Origin of the sequence: Billgrantia bachuensis, from assembly GCF_011742165.1 — a bacterium.
GTDB lineage: Bacteria > Pseudomonadota > Gammaproteobacteria > Pseudomonadales > Halomonadaceae > Halomonas > Halomonas bachuensis.
Window position 1 is genome coordinate 76,507 of sequence record NZ_JAAQTO010000002.1, and the last position, 13,900, is coordinate 90,406.

Sequence of the window (13,900 nt, forward strand, 5' to 3'; positions counted from 1 at the left end):
GGCACTGCCAAGCCAATAACCACGGGGAGATAAGAATGAGCGTCGAACTCAACTATCAGGATACCGGCGGAGAGGGCACCCCCCTGATGGTGGTCCACGGCCTGCTGGGCAGTGCCGACAATTGGCGTTCACACGTCAAGCAGTGGCAGGATCGGCGGCGCGTGGTGGCGGTCGACTTGCGTAACCACGGCCGCTCGCCCCATGCCGAAGGCATGAGCTACCGCGAGATGGCCGAAGACCTGCTGGCACTCATGGAACGCTTGCATATCGAGAAGGCGCACCTGCTCGGCCACTCCATGGGCGGCAAGGTCGTCATCAGCCTGGCGCGGCTGACGCCCGAGCGTGTGGCATCGCTGATAGTCGCGGATATCGCACCACAGGCCTACGGCCATGGCCATGACGCCGTATTCGCCGGGCTCAGGCACCTCCAGCGTGGCAACCCTGCGAATCGGCGCGAAGCCGATGAACTGTTGGCCGAGCATGTCGACGAGCGTGCCACACGGCTGTTTCTGGCCACCAATCTCGAGCGTGGGGAAAGTGGTGGGCTGGTATTGCGAGTCGGCCTCGACCAGATCGAGGCTGGCTACCGCGACATCATGCGAGCACCGGCCGGGGAGGGTGCCTTCGAGGGACCGGCTCTGGTGCTACGGGGAGGACGATCGAACTACGTACCGGACTCTGCCCTGCCGGGTCTGCGCGAGGCGCTGCCCAATTCGCGCCTGGTGACTCTAGAAGAGGCCGGCCATTGGCTGCACGCCGAGCAGCCCGAAGCGTTCCAGTCGGCAGTCAACGATTTCCTGAATTCGCTGGCCGACTGAAGGACATCAGGGGGCAGCCGTACCGATGTCGATGGCGAGCAGCTCAAGCGGCGTAATGGCCTCAATGACGCCCGCATCGAGAAGATACTGTTCGAAGCGCAGATAGCGGCCACGGTCCACGGCCGCAGGCTGCAGAGCCAGGCGCGGGAAAATGTCCGCCCAGGCATCTTGGCTGGTGTGATCAGCAAGTGCAGGTTCGGCCCTCTCCAGCAGCTGCCAGGCCTCCTGCGGATGGTTGACGATCCAAAGGGCGGCCTCTTCCAAGGCCGATACCAGCCTGCGTACGGCATCACGCTTGCCATTGAGCTGGTCTCGATTGGCCATCAGGATCAATCCATCATGGACGGGCAGTCCATTTGCTTCGCTCGGCAGCACTCTCGTCGTCACGCCCTCATCGGCCAGTTGTCGGGGGAGCAGGTAGCGATGGTTCACCACCATTCCATCGATTCGCTGTTCCCGCATGACATCGAGGGCCGAGTAGCCAACGTCCACGAGCCCAACCAGTTCCAGGCCATTGGTCACGCCCAATAGTTCCTTGAGCATTCCCGCCAGCAGCACATCGCGCCCGTCGACATCGGTGAAACCGATGCGCAGCCCCTCGAGAGGGGGCTCGCGGGATTCGCCCTCCAGGCTGGTGTTCATCACCAGGCCCGAAACGGGAGCCGCTACCAAAGTGGCCACGCGTACCAGCGGCACCCCTTTAGCGGCCAGCAAGTGGAGTTGAGGCTGGCGTCCGAGCGCCAGGTCGGTGCGTCCAGCAGCCAGCAGCTTGGCAGGCACGCTGGGATCCGCCGGTATTGCCAGCGCTACGTCCAGGCCACGGCGCGCGAACATGCCTTTTTCGCGTGCCACCAGCAAGGAGGCATGCTGAGGGTTGAGATACCAGTCGAGGGTGACGGTCAGACGGGTCATGGGCGGCGGCACGATGGGCTCGGCAGGTTCGCTCACCACCGAGGGCACATCCAGCGCCGGCTCTGCTTGATGCTCTGGCTCAATGTGAGGCTCGTTCAGCGGCTGGTGATCGAGGCCTCCCGAGACCTCGATTGCCGGTGGCACCTCGATGATCGGCGTGGCTTCGCTTGGCGCCAAGGTCTCGGTGTCCCGCAGCAGTAAGGGAGGCACCTTGACGATAGGTTCGAGCTGCAGCGGAGGCGCGGGGAGCGGTACGCTGTCCCTGGCGGTTTCAGCCACGAGCTGCAGGGAAAGCGCCAGCGCCAGTATTGAAATCGTTCCAGCCAAGGCGCGAGCCATGCAGCTTCGGTAGGGCTTGGCCATGGATGGGATCTCCAGGGAAAACGTAAGGTTCCGTAAGCAGTTAGTTTATCGTTGTCGTGCCAGCCATGGCTAGCCGCGGTGCTGCCTGCTCGCCCCCGGGCACCCGTGGCATAATGGAGCCATTCCAGCTCGAGGTCATGCATGGACACCATCAATACCCTTTTCCTGCTTTCCGGTTTTCTGATCGCCCTCAGCGTCGTGGCCAGCCGTATCTCTTCGATGGTGGGACTGCCCCTCCTGCTGATCTTCCTGGGCCTGGGGATGCTGGCAGGCGAAGAGGGGATACTGGGCATCCAGTTCGACGACTACTCGCTGGCTTTTTTGATTGGCCATCTTGCGCTGGCCATGATCCTGCTAGACGGCGGCCTGAGGACCCGGCTCAAGACCTTCCGCGTCGGCTTCAAGCCCGCCCTGTCACTGGCCACGCTGGGCGTGTTCGTCACGAGTGGCGTAGTGGGGCTGTTCGCCATGTGGGTTTTCGACCTTACCTTGGTACAGGGTCTGCTGGTCGGCGCCATCGTCGGTTCGACGGATGCCGCAGCGGTGTTCTCGATGCTCAGCGGGCGTGGCGTACATCTGAACGAGCGTGTCAGCGCCACACTCGAGATCGAATCCGGTACCAACGATCCCATGGCGATCTTTCTGACCCTGCTACTGGTCGAGCTACTGGTCGGCGACATTCGCGGGCCCCTCGAGACCCTGATGTTCATGGCATTGCAATTCGGTCTCGCCACGCTGATCGGCCTAGGCGGCGGCTGGCTGAGCGCCAAGCTGCTGCGCTGGCTTGATCTGGCTCCCGGACTCTATTCACTGCTGGCTCTGGGCTTGGGATTCTGCGTCTTCGGCATGACCAGTTTTCTTGGAGGAAGCGGCTTCCTGGCGATCTATCTGACCGGGCTGATGATCGGCAACCAGCCGGGCCGGCACCTCAATTTCATTCTTCCCGTCCACGACGGCCTGGCTTGGCTGAGCCAGATCGGCCTGTTCCTGATACTGGGACTGCTGGTCAACCCGTCCGGGCTGCTCGAATTCGCCCTGCCAGCCTCACTGGTGGCGCTGGTCTTGATCTTCGTTGCACGTCCTCTGGCAGTGCTGATCACGGTGAAGCCCTTTTTCCGCTTTCGCTGGCGTGAGATCGGCTTTCTTTCCTGGGTGGGGTTACGCGGTGCGGTCCCCATCGTGCTCGCTATCTTTCCGGTCATCGGCGGAGTGGAGAATGCCGCGCTCTATTTCAACGTCGCCTTTGCCGTGGTGTTGCTGTCCCTGCTGATCCAGGGCGGAACCTTGCCTTTGATGGCACGCTGGACGAAGGTGGAAATCCCCGTGGGGGTCACCCCGAACCATCGGGGACCGCTGGGAATCCTGCCCGAAAACGATTACGAGATGTTCGTCTACAACGTGGATAATCAGGACCTCGACGACGTTCCAATTCGCCTGCTGCGCTTTCCTTCCGGAGCCGTGATCTCGGCGCTTTTCCGCCAGCACGCCATGCTGCATCCCAAGGGCAGTACCCGGCTCAAGCCGGGCGACGTGATTTGCGTCATCGGACGCAGTGGAGACCTGCCGGCACTCAATCGACTGTTCAGTGGCGATGCCAAGCTCAAGCGGGAACGCGCCTTCTTCGGCACATTCACCTTTGATGGCGACGCCCTGATGAAGGATATCGCTAGCGTTTACGGCTTGACGCTCAGCCCCGGAGAGAGCGATATGACGCTCGCCGAATTCGTCTCGCTGCGAGTTGGCGGGCACCCAGTGGTAGGGGACGATATCGACTGGCATGGCATTCATTGGGTCATCAGCGAAATGGACGGCAATCGCGTCACACGAGTCGGCCTACGCCTCTATTAGCCCAAAACGCGAGGCAATTCGTTGCAACGATCGGTGTCGCAGCGTTCGCTTATGGTCAGGTCGGGCAATATGCCTGCCGCCTCGCTTGTCGCCCGCAAAGGTGGCAGCTACCTTCTTCAGTACCATCACGCTCAACAGGATTTGACGGAGGTACTCATGACGCGAGGACTCGGAGGACGCTCACCTGCCAATATCACGCATCATCTTCAAGGGGTAGATTTTCCCGCAGGGCGCGACGACCTCGTGGCGCAGGCTCAGGCCAATGGGGCGGAAGAGGAGGTCATGGAAGTCATTCGGCAATTACCCAATCAGAAGTACGAGAGCATGGCCGATGTGACCAAGGGAGTCGGCGAAGTCGAGTAGGCTTTCACTTCTACCTCTCGAGGTAGGAAACATCGGTAATGAAGGAGCGTCTTGACATGCTCAAGTTTCTGGCAAGTACCGTCGGGATCATCTTTCTCATCGGTTTGGCCGTCGTCATCGGCCTGCTGATGCTCATCTTTTGAGCGGTCCTGTTCGGGGCAGCGTGGCTGCCCCGTCTCTACAGGAGAGGCCTTTCCCTCCTGCCTTCGCAAGACCAGGCTTCCTTTCGCTAGTATGTAAATACGGTAGCAGAACACATAACTGGAGCTTGCGATGTTGTTTACGCGTCGACAGTGGCTCGTTCTACTGGCGGGGCACGTGGTTGGCACTTTTCTATTCATGATCCTGCGTTGGCCCCCCGCAGCCAATCATGACATCTTCTTGGCCTTTGGCGGCATGCTGGTACCGACGGCGCTGGCCTTTATCGGCGCATTGCTGGGACGAATACACAGTCAGCAAGGTGTAATTGTAGGACTGTTCATCGGCTATGTGATCTTCTTTGCGCCAGCCAGCATCATGATGATGGGCAGATGACGCCACAAAGAAGTGCACCCGGCCGAAGCCGGGCGCCAAAGGGATGCAAACCGAAGCCCATCAGCCGGAGATGGCAAAGCTTCCTGCGTTAATCCATAGGTGAGCGGCAACGCTGGCGGCATAACCCAGCGCGATGACCGGCGCCCAACGCAGGTGCCCAAGGAAGGTATAGTTGCCGCGCGCCTGGCCCATCAGCGCGACGCCCGCGGCCGAGCCGATCGACAGCAGACTGCCGCCTACGCCCGCAGTGAGTGTGATCAGGAGCCAGTGTCCGTGCGACATCTCGGGTTCCATGGTCAGTACGGCAAACATCACGGGAATGTTGTCGACCACGGCGGAAACCACGCCCAGCGCGATATTGGCCCAGGTAGCATCCCAACCGACATAGAGGGCCTCGGACAACATGCCTAGGTACCCCAGGAAACCCAGGCCGCCGACGGCAACCACAACACCGTAGAAGAACAGCAGGGTATCCCACTCGGAGCGGGCCACGCGATTGAAGACATCGAAGGGCACCACACTACCCAATTGCCGCAGCTTGCGCTCGTCGCCACGCTGGGTGTAGCGGATTCGCTTCTTCTCCAACGAGCGCGGCAAGGTCATGCGCAGGAAGTAACCGAAGAACTGCAGATAGCCAAGCCCAGTCATCATGCCGAGCACCGGCGGCAGGTGCAGCAGGGTATGACAGGCCACGGCGGTAGTAATGGTAAGCAGGAACAACAGGACGATGCGCCGCGCACCGCGCTTGAGCCAGACGTCTTCATAGACACCTTCCGGCTTGCGGTTGTTGATGAAGAAAGTCATCAAAATGGCGGGAATCAGGAAATTCACCAGCGAGGGTACCAGTAGAGTGAAAAACTCGTAGAACTGTACGATGCCGGCCTGCCAGACCATCAGGGTGGTAATGTCACCAAAAGGACTGAATGCACCGCCGGCATTGGCTGCTACGACGATATTGATACAGGCCAGGTTGATGAAGCGCCTGTCGCCTTCCGCCACCTTGGTGACTACGGCGCACATCAGCATGGCGGTGGTGAGGTTGTCGGCGATCGGCGAGATCACGAAGGCAAGGCCACCGGTCAGCCAGAACAACTGCTTGTAGCTGAATCCCTTGCGAATCATCCAGGAGCGCAGCGCATCGAAGACGCGGCGCTCGTCCATGGCGTTGATGTAGGTCATCGCGACCAGCAGGAACAGCATCAGCTCGGCGAATTCGAGCAGCGTCTCGCGAAAGGCGTGCTCGGCTTCGTTGGGCATGCCGGACTGTACGTAGACCCAGCCGATCATGAACCAGATCAAGCCAGCGGCCACCAATACCGGCTTGGACTTGCGCATGTGCAACTTTTCCTCGCCCATGACCAGCATATAGGCGAGTACGAAGATAGCCACGGCTATGTAGCCCACGGTCGAGTTAGTCAGATCCATACTGCCTGTCACCGCCAGCGCGGCGGGGCTGAACAGCAGGATGCCGAAAACGAGCAATAGAGCACTCGGCCAACGGAGCATTTTCCGTAGCCTGGGTTTTGAACAACAGCCGGTTGGCATGGATGGTAGTCCTGTTTGTTAAGGTTTTCAGGGAGAGGTGAAAAAAAGCGGCTGAATTTTATCATGCCCTGTTGCGGTGCAACAGCTAGCCAGAAGGGGTATGAGGTAGGCTGGTAGCTAGACTTTGGTCAATAAAAAACCCTTGCCGCAGCAAGGGTTTTCAAGAAAGCAGGGTGGCGGAGGGACAGGGATTCGAACCCTGGGTAGGCTCTCACCTACGCCGGTTTTCAAGACCGGTGCATTCAACCGCTCTGCCATCCCTCCGGCTCACGGGGGCGAATATTACCAGTTATGCTCATGAGGTCAAGGGCTGGTAGCCAGGTACTGCCAAGGAGTGCGTATGTCGAGCCATGTAAACCCGGAAGTGAGGCCGACCCCAGCCGTGGCCGCGGCCGTGGTGCACCAGGGAAGAGTGCTCATGGTACAGCGACGCAACCCGCCCAATGCCGGCATGCTCGCGCTTCCGGGTGGGCGGGTGGAACCCGGCGAGCCGCTGCTGGAAGCTGCTTTGCGGGAGCTGCACGAGGAGACCGGCATCATTGCCGATTCAGAGCGAGTACTGACTGCCATCGATCAGTTCCAGCATGACGACCAGGGCTGTCTGCTTAGCCACTTCGTCATTGTCGTAGTGACCTGCCGCTGGGTCGGAGGCGCCGCGGTCGCCGGGGACGATGCCAACCAGATCCACTGGCTCGATGCCACTCAGGTAAGCAGCGAAGCAAGCCTCTGCGCCAGCGCAAGGCGCATTGCCACCAATCTGCTTGCCGACACCAAGAGGCGATGAAGGTTCGTTGAGTCTTGTAGAACTAAGGACTTGCGCCGGGAACCAACCGACGGCATCCTTGGTCAACTGCAGAGATCAAACCAAGATCAATCACAGGGAGCTCTGGATCAATGGCCTATCACGAAACACACGTGGCCCAGCAATCGTCCCAGGCCGTCAGTGCCAACAAGGTACTGCGCAATACCTATGCGCTACTGGCGATGACACTGCTGTTCTCCGCCGTCACAGCGGGTGCCGCCATGGCCATGGGCGTCGAGCGAATGAACATCTTCGTGTTCTTCATCGGCGCATACGGCTTGATGTTCCTGGTCCACAAAACCGCCAATTCGGCAACCGGCCTGTTGGCCACCTTCGCCTTCACCGGCTTCATGGGCTTCACGCTCGGCCCGATCCTCAGCGCCTACCTCGCTCTACCCAACGGCGCTGCGCTGATCATGAACGCGCTCGCCATGACCGGGCTGACCTTCATCGGTCTCTCCGCCGTGGCGCTGATTTCCAAGAAGGATTTCAGTTTCCTTGGCAACTTCCTGATGGCAGGCGCCATCGTGCTGATCCTTGCCATGGTGGCAGGTCTGGTGTTCCAGATCCCCACCCTGATGTTGATGGTATCGGCAGGTTTCGTGCTGTTCGCTTCGGCCGCCATCCTCTTCCAGACCAGTGAGATCGTGCACCGTGCCGGTGAGACCAACTACATCCTCGCCACCATCACGCTGTACGTCTCGATCTATAACCTCTTCATCAGCCTGCTGTCGCTGCTCGGTATCATGAGCAGCGACTGAAACCAACAGGTCAGGTACCGCCAGGCCCCGCCGATGCGGGGCCTGCGTGTTTGAGAGGGCAGGAACCGCCATGCGCTATGGTCTACTCGTCGAGGGAGCGCCCTACAGCAGCCAGGCGTCCCATTCCGCACTGCGCTTTGCCGCGGCACTGATCGCGAAAGGGCACCGACTGGAGAGTGTCTTCTTCTATCATGATGGTGTCTACAATGCGGCACGCCTTGTCGCACCGCCTCAGGACGAACCCCACCTGTACGATGCTTGGTGCTCGCTCAATGCCGAACATGGCACCCGATTGCAGGTCTGCATTGCTGCCGCGCTGCGCCGTGGACTGCTCGACGCACGGGAAGCCGACCGTCATGGCAAGGCAGGTCATAGCGTCGAATCTCCCTTCGAGCTCACGGGGCTCGGTCAACTGATCGACCTGGGACGAGCGGTCGACCGCCTGGTGACCTTCGCCCCCTGAGGAGAACGAGCGATGCGATCACACCTACCTGTCACCGGCGATCTATTGGTTATCCTGCGCCAAGTGCCGCATGGCAGCAGTTGGCTGCGCGAGGGTCTCGATGCCGCGTTGGTAGCTGCGGCTTTCGGGCAGTCGGTGACGCTGCTGTTCCAAAGCGATGGCGTGCTGGCCCTGGCCAGAGGGCAGCAGAGTGGCCCCTTGGGACAGAAGGGTACCGCGGCCACCCTGGACATGCTGGAGATGTATGATATCGAGTCGCTGCACTTCGATCTGGAGGCGCTCGAGCGATTCGGGCTCACCCAGCAGGACCTGCTGCTCCCTGCCGCGGGGGTCGATGCCAGTTCGATCCCGCAACTGATCGCCGGGCATCGGCTGGTCCTGACATTCTGAATGGCTACGATGCCTCCGCGAGGACGCCCATGATCCTGCATATTCTCAATCGACCGCCCAGTTCGAGCCTGGCCTACCGCGATGCTCTCGTTGCCATGGGAAGTGAGGATCGACTGCTGCTGATCGAAGATGGCGTGCTGGGGGCCATGACGGCGCAGGTTCGCCACTTCCAGGCCATAGACGGGCGTCTTTTCGCCCTGCGCGAAGATCTGAACGCGCGGGGGCTCCTGGGCCAGTGCGACGCCAGCGTTCAGGTCGTCGACGTGGATGGCTTCGTCACCCTGACCGAAGAGGCCGACAAGACAGTGAGCTGGTTCTGATGGCTTCCACCGAGATCGATCGTTACCTGAACGTCGACAGTCAGCATGTTGCGCTCGACCCCGAGGGCTACCTCATCGACCTCGCGGCCTGGACGCCAGCCGTGGCCGAAGCTCTCGCCGCCGAGGAGGGGCGCGTGCTGTCTGAGGAGCACTGGGAGGTGATCGAAGTGATCCGCGACTTCTACTCGCGCTACCAGGCGTCACCGGCCATGCGACCGCTGGTCAAGGCAGTGGGCCAGGCACTGGGGCAGGAGAAGGGCCGTTCCGTCCACCTGATGAAACTCTTTCCCGACAGTCCCGCCAAGGTGGCGGCTCGCCTTGCCGGGTTGCCGAAGCCCGCCAATTGTCTCTGATGGCCGCGACATGAACTTTCTGGCCCATGCCTGGCTTGCCCGCGGCGGTAGCGATGACTTCCTCTATGGCAACCTGATTGCCGACGGGGTGAAGGGCAGCGACTTGTCGGCGTGGTCCGAGGAGGTCGCCAGCGGCATTCGACATCATCGCCGGGTCGATGCCTACGTCGATGTCCATCCTGCGGTACTGGCGGCACGTAGGCGTGCGCCCGAAGCGTATCGCCGCTACGCCGGCATCGCCCTCGACCTGGTATGGGATCACTTCGTGGCACGGGAGCTCGCACTCGACAGGCACGAATCCCATCTGGTACTACGCAGCTACCGGGTACTTGGTCGCCATCCCGCTCCGGCTCGTCTGGAACGCATGGTACCGGCGCTGGTCGCCCAGGACTGGCTGCATCGCTATGCCGATTTCGACTTCACCTGCGATGCAGTGCGCGGCATAGGCCAGCGCCTATCCGGGCCGAATCGCTTGGCGGCCTTGGTGCCGTGGCTGAAAGAGGATTATGACGGTCTCGAGCGGGACTTCCAGCAATTGTGGCCGGCGGTTGCCGACGAACTCGAAGTCCTCCCCCTCGATCGATGACTCAGCCGTTCAGTCGACTCTGAGCCAGAGGCAGTTGATCGAATCTCCTTCCTTGATATGGGAATCCGCCGGAATCGCCGCCAGTGCATCGGCATTCACACAAGAGGAGAGCACGCCGGAACCTTGGTCGGGAAAGGCGTGGGCCGTGATACCACCCGGTTCCATGTTCAGTTGGACGCGCATATAGTGCCGCCGAGGCCCGGTTCGAGTGGAGAAGGCAGCCCTCGCAGGCAGCGTCGGCATGCTGGCCAGGCTCGGGCAGGCGAGCAGGGCGCCCATCAGCGGGCGCAGGAAGAGCCAGGCGGCAACGAAGCTGGAAACGGGATTGCCAGGCAGGCCGACGAAGCGGACTTCTCGCCCGTCGCTGGCCGAAAGTCGCCCCAATGCCAAGGGCTTGCCGGGCTTGAGCGCCAGGCGCCACAGGTCGAGTCGGCCGATCGCCTCGATGGCCGCCTTGACATGGTCTTCTTCCCCCACGCTGACCCCACCAGTCGTCACCACCACGTCGACCTGCTCAGCAGCGAGCGCCAGCATGGCCCGGGTGCCATCGGCGTCGTCGGGCATCGTGGCGATGAAGGCGATCTCGGCACCGAACCTCTCCAGCAGATCTCGCAGCATGGGCCGGTTGCTGTTGTAGATCTGCCCCGCAGCCAGCGGCTGGCCCGGCTCGACGATCTCGTCACCGCTGGTGAGCAGGGCGACCCGCGGCCGTCGGCGCACCGACACCTCGACGATACCCTGGCTCGCCAAGTGCCCCAGAGCTGCGGCATCCAGGCGTTGCCCGCGTTCGAGCAGCACACCGCCGGCCGTCACGTCGCTACCACGATGGCGTACGTTGTTGCTCTCCGGCACCTGCGACGGTAACGAAGCCTCGTCATCGATGACTTCGACTTTCTCCTGCATCACTACGCAGTCAGCGCCGGGTGGCAACGGGGCGCCGGTAAAGATTCGTGCACAGGTACCTCTGGCGAGGGGCTGCGCTTGTATTCCCGCAGCGATACGCTGGGCGATCGGCAGGCGCTTGCCGGCATCGTCATGATGCAGCGCATAACCGTCCATCGCGCTGTTGTCGAACGGCGGCACGTCGAGCCGTGCGATGACCTCGTCAGCCAGAACACGCCGCCCGGCCTTCTCGCAGGGCAGGTTTTCCGCTTGCACCGGGGTGACATCCTTCAGCAGGGCGGCAAGGGCCGCCTCGATGGACTGCAGTTCAGACATGCTGGCCTCGCTCGGGGATGACCAGGTTGGCAAAGTTGCACGGCTTGTGCCGGCTGTCGAGCTGCTCGGCGAGCAGGCCGTCCCATGCCGTGCGGCAGGCGCCGCTCGAACCCGGGAGGCAGAACACGACGGTGGCATTGGCCAGGCCACCGAGACAGCGGCTCTGGATGGTCGAGCTGCCGACCTCTTGCCAGGAGAGCTGGCGGAACTGCTCGCCAAAGCCTTCGATGCGCTTGTCCAGCAGCACCGACACCGCTTCCGGAGTGGAATCCCGGCCGGTGAACCCGGTACCGCCGGTGGTCAGGATCACCTGGATGTCAGGATCGGCGATCCATTCGGAAACCGTGGCGCGAATGCGGTACACGTCATCGATGACGATGCGCCGCTCGGCCAGTTGATGCCCCGCCTCGCTGAGACGCTCGGCGAGCAGGGCGCCGCTACGGTCGCTGTTGAAATCCCGCGTGTCGGAAATGGTCAGCACCGCGATATTGAGCGGAATCATCGCTTCGCTCATGATTGCGACTCCCGCCTGCGTGCCTGCCGTGCCTCGAAGGCGGCCTGCTGCTCCGGCGTGGCCTCCTGCTGGTATTTCTCCTTCCACTCCGGGTAAGGCATGCCATAGACGTATTCGCGCGCGGCCTCGTAGTCGAGTTCTGCCCCTCGCTCGTCGGCAGCGGCCACCAGCCACTTGGAAAGACAGTTGCGACAGAAATCGGCAAGAATCATCAGGTCGATGTTCTGCACATCCTTGTTGGCATCCAGATGCTGAAGCAGGCGACGGAAGGCGGCGGCCTCGAGCTGGGTGCGTGTGGCGTCGTCGAGATGCTGCATGTCGTTGGCTCCTGGTTGAGTCGCCTCAGGATAACAAAAAATGGCACCGGGCCTGACGCCCCCGCCGGTCAGGCCGTATCGCCACGCGTGCAGACCGAGAGTACCACGGCGTCTTCATCGCTCACCGACACCAGGGCGTGGCCCATGTCGCTGTCGAAATAGATGCTGTCGCCACGCGATAGCTGCAGTGGCTCGTAGAACTCGGTATAGAGATGGATTTCGCCTTCCAGCACCATCAGGAACTCCTCGCCGTCATGGCGTACCCATTCACTGAACTCGTCGAAGCTGCGCGCCCGCACGATGGTCTTGAAGGGAATCATGCGCTTCTGGGCCAGTTCGCAGCTGAGTAGCTCGTGCTCGTAGGTCGGCGTCGGGTGGCGCTGCCCCTCGCCCTGGCGGGTCAGGTCACGGCGACCCATAGTGCGCGGCTGCACCTTGGGCGGTGTGAGCAACTGGGGCAGGTCGATGTCCAGGCCATTGATCAGTTTCTGCACCGCGGTGAACGTCGGCGAGATCTGATCGTTCTCGATCTTGGAGAGCGTGGATCGGGCCAGGCCGGTACGCTGGCTGACGTCCTCCAGCGTCCACTGGTTGGCCAGGCGGATTTCCTTGAGCCGTTCGCCGAGACGCAACGGTTCGACGAATGGTTTGCGTCCCGAGGCGATACGCAGCGCGGCCTGCTGGTCGGTGTTGGTGGGCATTGAGAAGTTCACTATAGGAAACAGAGTTTCCTGAAGCGTACCACAGAAGTACCTCGCGCACCGGCCGGGAGGCGCCACCGTTGTGCGTGTTCCCGACACAGCTCAGTGCTGGTTCAAGCCTCGAAGGGCAGGCCGAGCAGCGCCTTGACGTGCGCCTCGGCACTGCGCCCCAGGGAGTCCAAGTCGTAGCCGCCTTCTAGCACCGATACCAGGCGATTGTCGGCATACAGCGCGGCGATATCCAAGGCCAGCCGGGTGATCCAGTAATAATCTTCGTCCTCCAGGCATAGCTCGGCCAGAGGATCCTCACGATGCGCATCAAAGCCGGCCGAAACCAATACCAGCTCGGGCTTGAAGGCGTGCAGCGCCGGCAGCCAGTCGTTCTCGATCGCACGACGGAAGGCGGCGCTACCGGTACCGGCCTCCAGCGGTGTATTGATCACGTTCTGCCACTCGCTGCGCAGATAGCGCCAGGGGTAGAAGGGGAACTGGAAGCTGGAGCAGATCAGTATGTCCGGATCGTCCTTGAAGATATCGATGGTGCCGTTGCACTGATGCACATCGAAGTCGAGGATGGCAATACGTCGCGCCCCGTAGCGTGTTCGTGCATGCGCCGCGCCGACAGCGACGTTGTTGTAGAAGCAGAAGCCCATGGCGTCGGTAGCTTCGGCATGATGCCCGGGCGGGCGAACGGCGCAGAATACATTGTCGGCCTGGCCGCGATAGACCTGGTCGACGCCTCGGATCACTGCGCCCGCCGCCACGCGGGCGGCATCCAGGCTGTCGGGATTCATCATGGTATCGCTGTCCAGCGTCACGATGCCCGACTGGGGAACGCACTTGTCGAGCGCACGCAGGTGGCGCAGGGGATGCACGCGGCCAAGCTCCTCCTCGCTGGCAGGGCGGGCTTCCGATTGCATGGTCTGCTGCAGCAACCCGCTCAGGGCCAGACGGGCGCGTATGGCTTCGAGTCTCAGGGGGCTTTCGGGGTGCTCGGGGCCCATATGGTGAAGGTCACAATCGGGGTGCGAGATGAACGCTGTGATCATATGGAACTCCAGAGTGACTGAAGTCACCTTAATGCGCGCAGGC

General features: G+C 61.7%; 19 protein-coding genes and 1 tRNA gene. 12 read left to right on the plus strand and 8 right to left on the minus strand.

Features of this window, described 5'->3' with window-relative positions; genetic code table 11:
• Positions 1–35 precede the first annotated feature (35 nt).
• A complete protein-coding gene (locus HBJ55_RS00575) occupies positions 36–818 on the plus strand; it encodes an alpha/beta fold hydrolase (protein WP_167109970.1) in 783 nt (260 codons plus the stop codon).
• A gap of 6 nt (positions 819–824) precedes the next feature.
• Here the strand turns inward: HBJ55_RS00575 and HBJ55_RS00580 are convergent, their stop codons facing one another.
• The gene (locus HBJ55_RS00580; RefSeq protein WP_167109973.1) at positions 825–2,093 is read right to left on the minus strand and encodes an ABC transporter substrate-binding protein; all 1,269 of its coding nucleotides are present in this window, start codon (positions 2,091–2,093) and stop codon (positions 825–827) included.
• Between the two features lie 141 nt (positions 2,094–2,234).
• On the opposite strand from HBJ55_RS00580, the gene HBJ55_RS00585 reads away from it, so the two are divergent.
• The 4 genes from HBJ55_RS00585 to HBJ55_RS00595 all read left to right on the plus strand — a co-directional run bounded on the left by HBJ55_RS00585 (position 2,235) and on the right by HBJ55_RS00595 (position 4,838).
• Entirely contained in the window at positions 2,235–3,941 is a 1,707-nt protein-coding gene (locus HBJ55_RS00585; RefSeq protein WP_167109975.1) for a potassium/proton antiporter, read from the plus strand.
• Positions 3,942–4,097: 156 nt separating this feature from the next.
• Entirely contained in the window at positions 4,098–4,304 is a 207-nt protein-coding gene (locus HBJ55_RS00590; RefSeq protein ID WP_167109977.1) for a DUF2795 domain-containing protein, read from the plus strand.
• A 38-nt stretch (positions 4,305–4,342) separates the two neighbouring features.
• Positions 4,343–4,447 carry a small membrane protein YohP gene (locus HBJ55_RS22755; protein ID WP_479688604.1) on the plus strand — a complete coding sequence of 35 codons (105 nt, stop codon included), beginning with the start codon at positions 4,343–4,345 and terminating at the stop codon, positions 4,445–4,447.
• A 130-nt stretch (positions 4,448–4,577) separates the two neighbouring features.
• Positions 4,578–4,838 (plus strand): hypothetical protein, encoded by a 261-nt coding sequence (locus tag HBJ55_RS00595; RefSeq protein WP_167109979.1) that lies wholly within the window; start codon positions 4,578–4,580, stop codon positions 4,836–4,838.
• A gap of 60 nt (positions 4,839–4,898) precedes the next feature.
• Here the strand turns inward: HBJ55_RS00595 and nhaD are convergent, their stop codons facing one another.
• Together nhaD and HBJ55_RS00605 are read right to left on the minus strand one after the other, a co-directional pair.
• Positions 4,899–6,344, minus strand: a complete 1,446-nt coding sequence (gene nhaD / locus HBJ55_RS00600; protein WP_167109981.1) for a sodium:proton antiporter NhaD — start codon at positions 6,342–6,344, stop codon at positions 4,899–4,901.
• A 213-nt stretch (positions 6,345–6,557) separates the two neighbouring features.
• Positions 6,558–6,647: transfer RNA gene (locus tag HBJ55_RS00605), tRNA-Ser, on the minus strand.
• A gap of 76 nt (positions 6,648–6,723) precedes the next feature.
• Between HBJ55_RS00605 and HBJ55_RS00610 the strand changes: the two genes are divergently transcribed.
• The 7 genes from HBJ55_RS00610 (at position 6,724) to HBJ55_RS00640 (ending at position 10,058) form a co-directional block, all read left to right on the plus strand.
• Positions 6,724–7,167, plus strand: a complete 444-nt coding sequence (locus HBJ55_RS00610; protein WP_167109983.1) for an NUDIX hydrolase — start codon at positions 6,724–6,726, stop codon at positions 7,165–7,167.
• A gap of 110 nt (positions 7,168–7,277) precedes the next feature.
• On the plus strand, positions 7,278–7,946 hold the full coding sequence (locus HBJ55_RS00615) for a Bax inhibitor-1/YccA family protein (RefSeq protein ID WP_167109985.1): 669 nt from the start codon (positions 7,278–7,280) through the stop codon (positions 7,944–7,946).
• Positions 7,947–8,016: 70 nt separating this feature from the next.
• Complete coding sequence (gene tusD, locus HBJ55_RS00620) at positions 8,017–8,409, plus strand: sulfurtransferase complex subunit TusD (protein ID WP_167109987.1); 393 nt, start codon at positions 8,017–8,019, stop codon at positions 8,407–8,409.
• Between the two features lie 12 nt (positions 8,410–8,421).
• Positions 8,422–8,799, plus strand: a complete 378-nt coding sequence (gene tusC, locus HBJ55_RS00625; RefSeq protein ID WP_167109989.1) for a sulfurtransferase complex subunit TusC — start codon at positions 8,422–8,424, stop codon at positions 8,797–8,799.
• Positions 8,800–8,828: 29 nt separating this feature from the next.
• Positions 8,829–9,119: a sulfurtransferase complex subunit TusB gene (gene tusB, locus HBJ55_RS00630; protein ID WP_167109991.1), complete on the plus strand. Its 291-nt coding sequence runs from the start codon at positions 8,829–8,831 to the stop codon at positions 9,117–9,119.
• Positions 9,119–9,472 (plus strand): TusE/DsrC/DsvC family sulfur relay protein, encoded by a 354-nt coding sequence (locus HBJ55_RS00635; RefSeq protein ID WP_167109992.1) that lies wholly within the window; start codon positions 9,119–9,121, stop codon positions 9,470–9,472. The genes tusB and HBJ55_RS00635 overlap by 1 nt, the downstream gene beginning before the upstream one ends.
• Before the next feature lie 10 nt (positions 9,473–9,482).
• On the plus strand, positions 9,483–10,058 hold the full coding sequence (locus HBJ55_RS00640; protein WP_167109994.1) for an acyl carrier protein phosphodiesterase: 576 nt from the start codon (positions 9,483–9,485) through the stop codon (positions 10,056–10,058).
• 9 nt (positions 10,059–10,067) lie between these two features.
• On the opposite strand, the gene HBJ55_RS00645 is transcribed toward HBJ55_RS00640, so the two are convergent.
• From HBJ55_RS00645 to HBJ55_RS00665, 5 genes are all read right to left on the minus strand, one after another.
• The gene (locus HBJ55_RS00645; protein ID WP_167109996.1) at positions 10,068–11,276 is read right to left on the minus strand and encodes a molybdopterin molybdotransferase MoeA; all 1,209 of its coding nucleotides are present in this window, start codon (positions 11,274–11,276) and stop codon (positions 10,068–10,070) included.
• Positions 11,269–11,790 (minus strand): molybdenum cofactor biosynthesis protein B, encoded by a 522-nt coding sequence (gene moaB, locus HBJ55_RS00650; RefSeq protein ID WP_167109998.1) that lies wholly within the window; start codon positions 11,788–11,790, stop codon positions 11,269–11,271. Before moaB ends, HBJ55_RS00645 begins: the two co-directional genes overlap by 8 nt.
• Positions 11,787–12,107: a DUF1244 domain-containing protein gene (locus HBJ55_RS00655; protein WP_167110000.1), complete on the minus strand. Its 321-nt coding sequence runs from the start codon at positions 12,105–12,107 to the stop codon at positions 11,787–11,789. Before HBJ55_RS00655 ends, moaB begins: the two co-directional genes overlap by 4 nt.
• 68 nt (positions 12,108–12,175) lie before the next feature.
• Complete coding sequence (locus HBJ55_RS00660; RefSeq protein WP_167110002.1) at positions 12,176–12,808, minus strand: helix-turn-helix domain-containing protein; 633 nt, start codon at positions 12,806–12,808, stop codon at positions 12,176–12,178.
• Between the two features lie 113 nt (positions 12,809–12,921).
• Entirely contained in the window at positions 12,922–13,857 is a 936-nt protein-coding gene (locus HBJ55_RS00665; RefSeq protein WP_167110004.1) for a histone deacetylase family protein, read from the minus strand.
• Positions 13,858–13,900: the final 43 nt, after the last annotated feature.

Coding starts and splice junctions, on each gene's coding strand:
- HBJ55_RS00610 (WP_167109983.1), top strand. CDS start 6,724: ATGTCGAGCCATGTAAACCCGGAAGTGAGGCCGACCCCAGCCGTGGCC.
- HBJ55_RS00575 (WP_167109970.1), top strand. CDS start 36: ATGAGCGTCGAACTCAACTATCAGGATACCGGCGGAGAGGGCACCCCC.
- HBJ55_RS22755 (WP_479688604.1), top strand. CDS start 4,343: ATGAAGGAGCGTCTTGACATGCTCAAGTTTCTGGCAAGTACCGTCGGG.
- HBJ55_RS00655 (WP_167110000.1), bottom strand. CDS start 12,107: ATGCAGCATCTCGACGACGCCACACGCACCCAGCTCGAGGCCGCCGCC.
- HBJ55_RS00580 (WP_167109973.1), bottom strand. CDS start 2,093: ATGGCCAAGCCCTACCGAAGCTGCATGGCTCGCGCCTTGGCTGGAACG.
- HBJ55_RS00665 (WP_167110004.1), bottom strand. CDS start 13,857: ATGATCACAGCGTTCATCTCGCACCCCGATTGTGACCTTCACCATATG.
- HBJ55_RS00615 (WP_167109985.1), top strand. CDS start 7,278: ATGGCCTATCACGAAACACACGTGGCCCAGCAATCGTCCCAGGCCGTC.
- moaB (WP_167109998.1), bottom strand. CDS start 11,790: ATGAGCGAAGCGATGATTCCGCTCAATATCGCGGTGCTGACCATTTCC.
- nhaD (WP_167109981.1), bottom strand. CDS start 6,344: ATGCTCCGTTGGCCGAGTGCTCTATTGCTCGTTTTCGGCATCCTGCTG.
- HBJ55_RS00640 (WP_167109994.1), top strand. CDS start 9,483: ATGAACTTTCTGGCCCATGCCTGGCTTGCCCGCGGCGGTAGCGATGAC.
- HBJ55_RS00635 (WP_167109992.1), top strand. CDS start 9,119: ATGGCTTCCACCGAGATCGATCGTTACCTGAACGTCGACAGTCAGCAT.
- HBJ55_RS00595 (WP_167109979.1), top strand. CDS start 4,578: ATGTTGTTTACGCGTCGACAGTGGCTCGTTCTACTGGCGGGGCACGTG.
- tusD (WP_167109987.1), top strand. CDS start 8,017: ATGCGCTATGGTCTACTCGTCGAGGGAGCGCCCTACAGCAGCCAGGCG.
- tusB (WP_167109991.1), top strand. CDS start 8,829: ATGATCCTGCATATTCTCAATCGACCGCCCAGTTCGAGCCTGGCCTAC.
- tusC (WP_167109989.1), top strand. CDS start 8,422: ATGCGATCACACCTACCTGTCACCGGCGATCTATTGGTTATCCTGCGC.
- HBJ55_RS00660 (WP_167110002.1), bottom strand. CDS start 12,808: ATGCCCACCAACACCGACCAGCAGGCCGCGCTGCGTATCGCCTCGGGA.
- HBJ55_RS00645 (WP_167109996.1), bottom strand. CDS start 11,276: ATGTCTGAACTGCAGTCCATCGAGGCGGCCCTTGCCGCCCTGCTGAAG.
- HBJ55_RS00585 (WP_167109975.1), top strand. CDS start 2,235: ATGGACACCATCAATACCCTTTTCCTGCTTTCCGGTTTTCTGATCGCC.
- HBJ55_RS00590 (WP_167109977.1), top strand. CDS start 4,098: ATGACGCGAGGACTCGGAGGACGCTCACCTGCCAATATCACGCATCAT.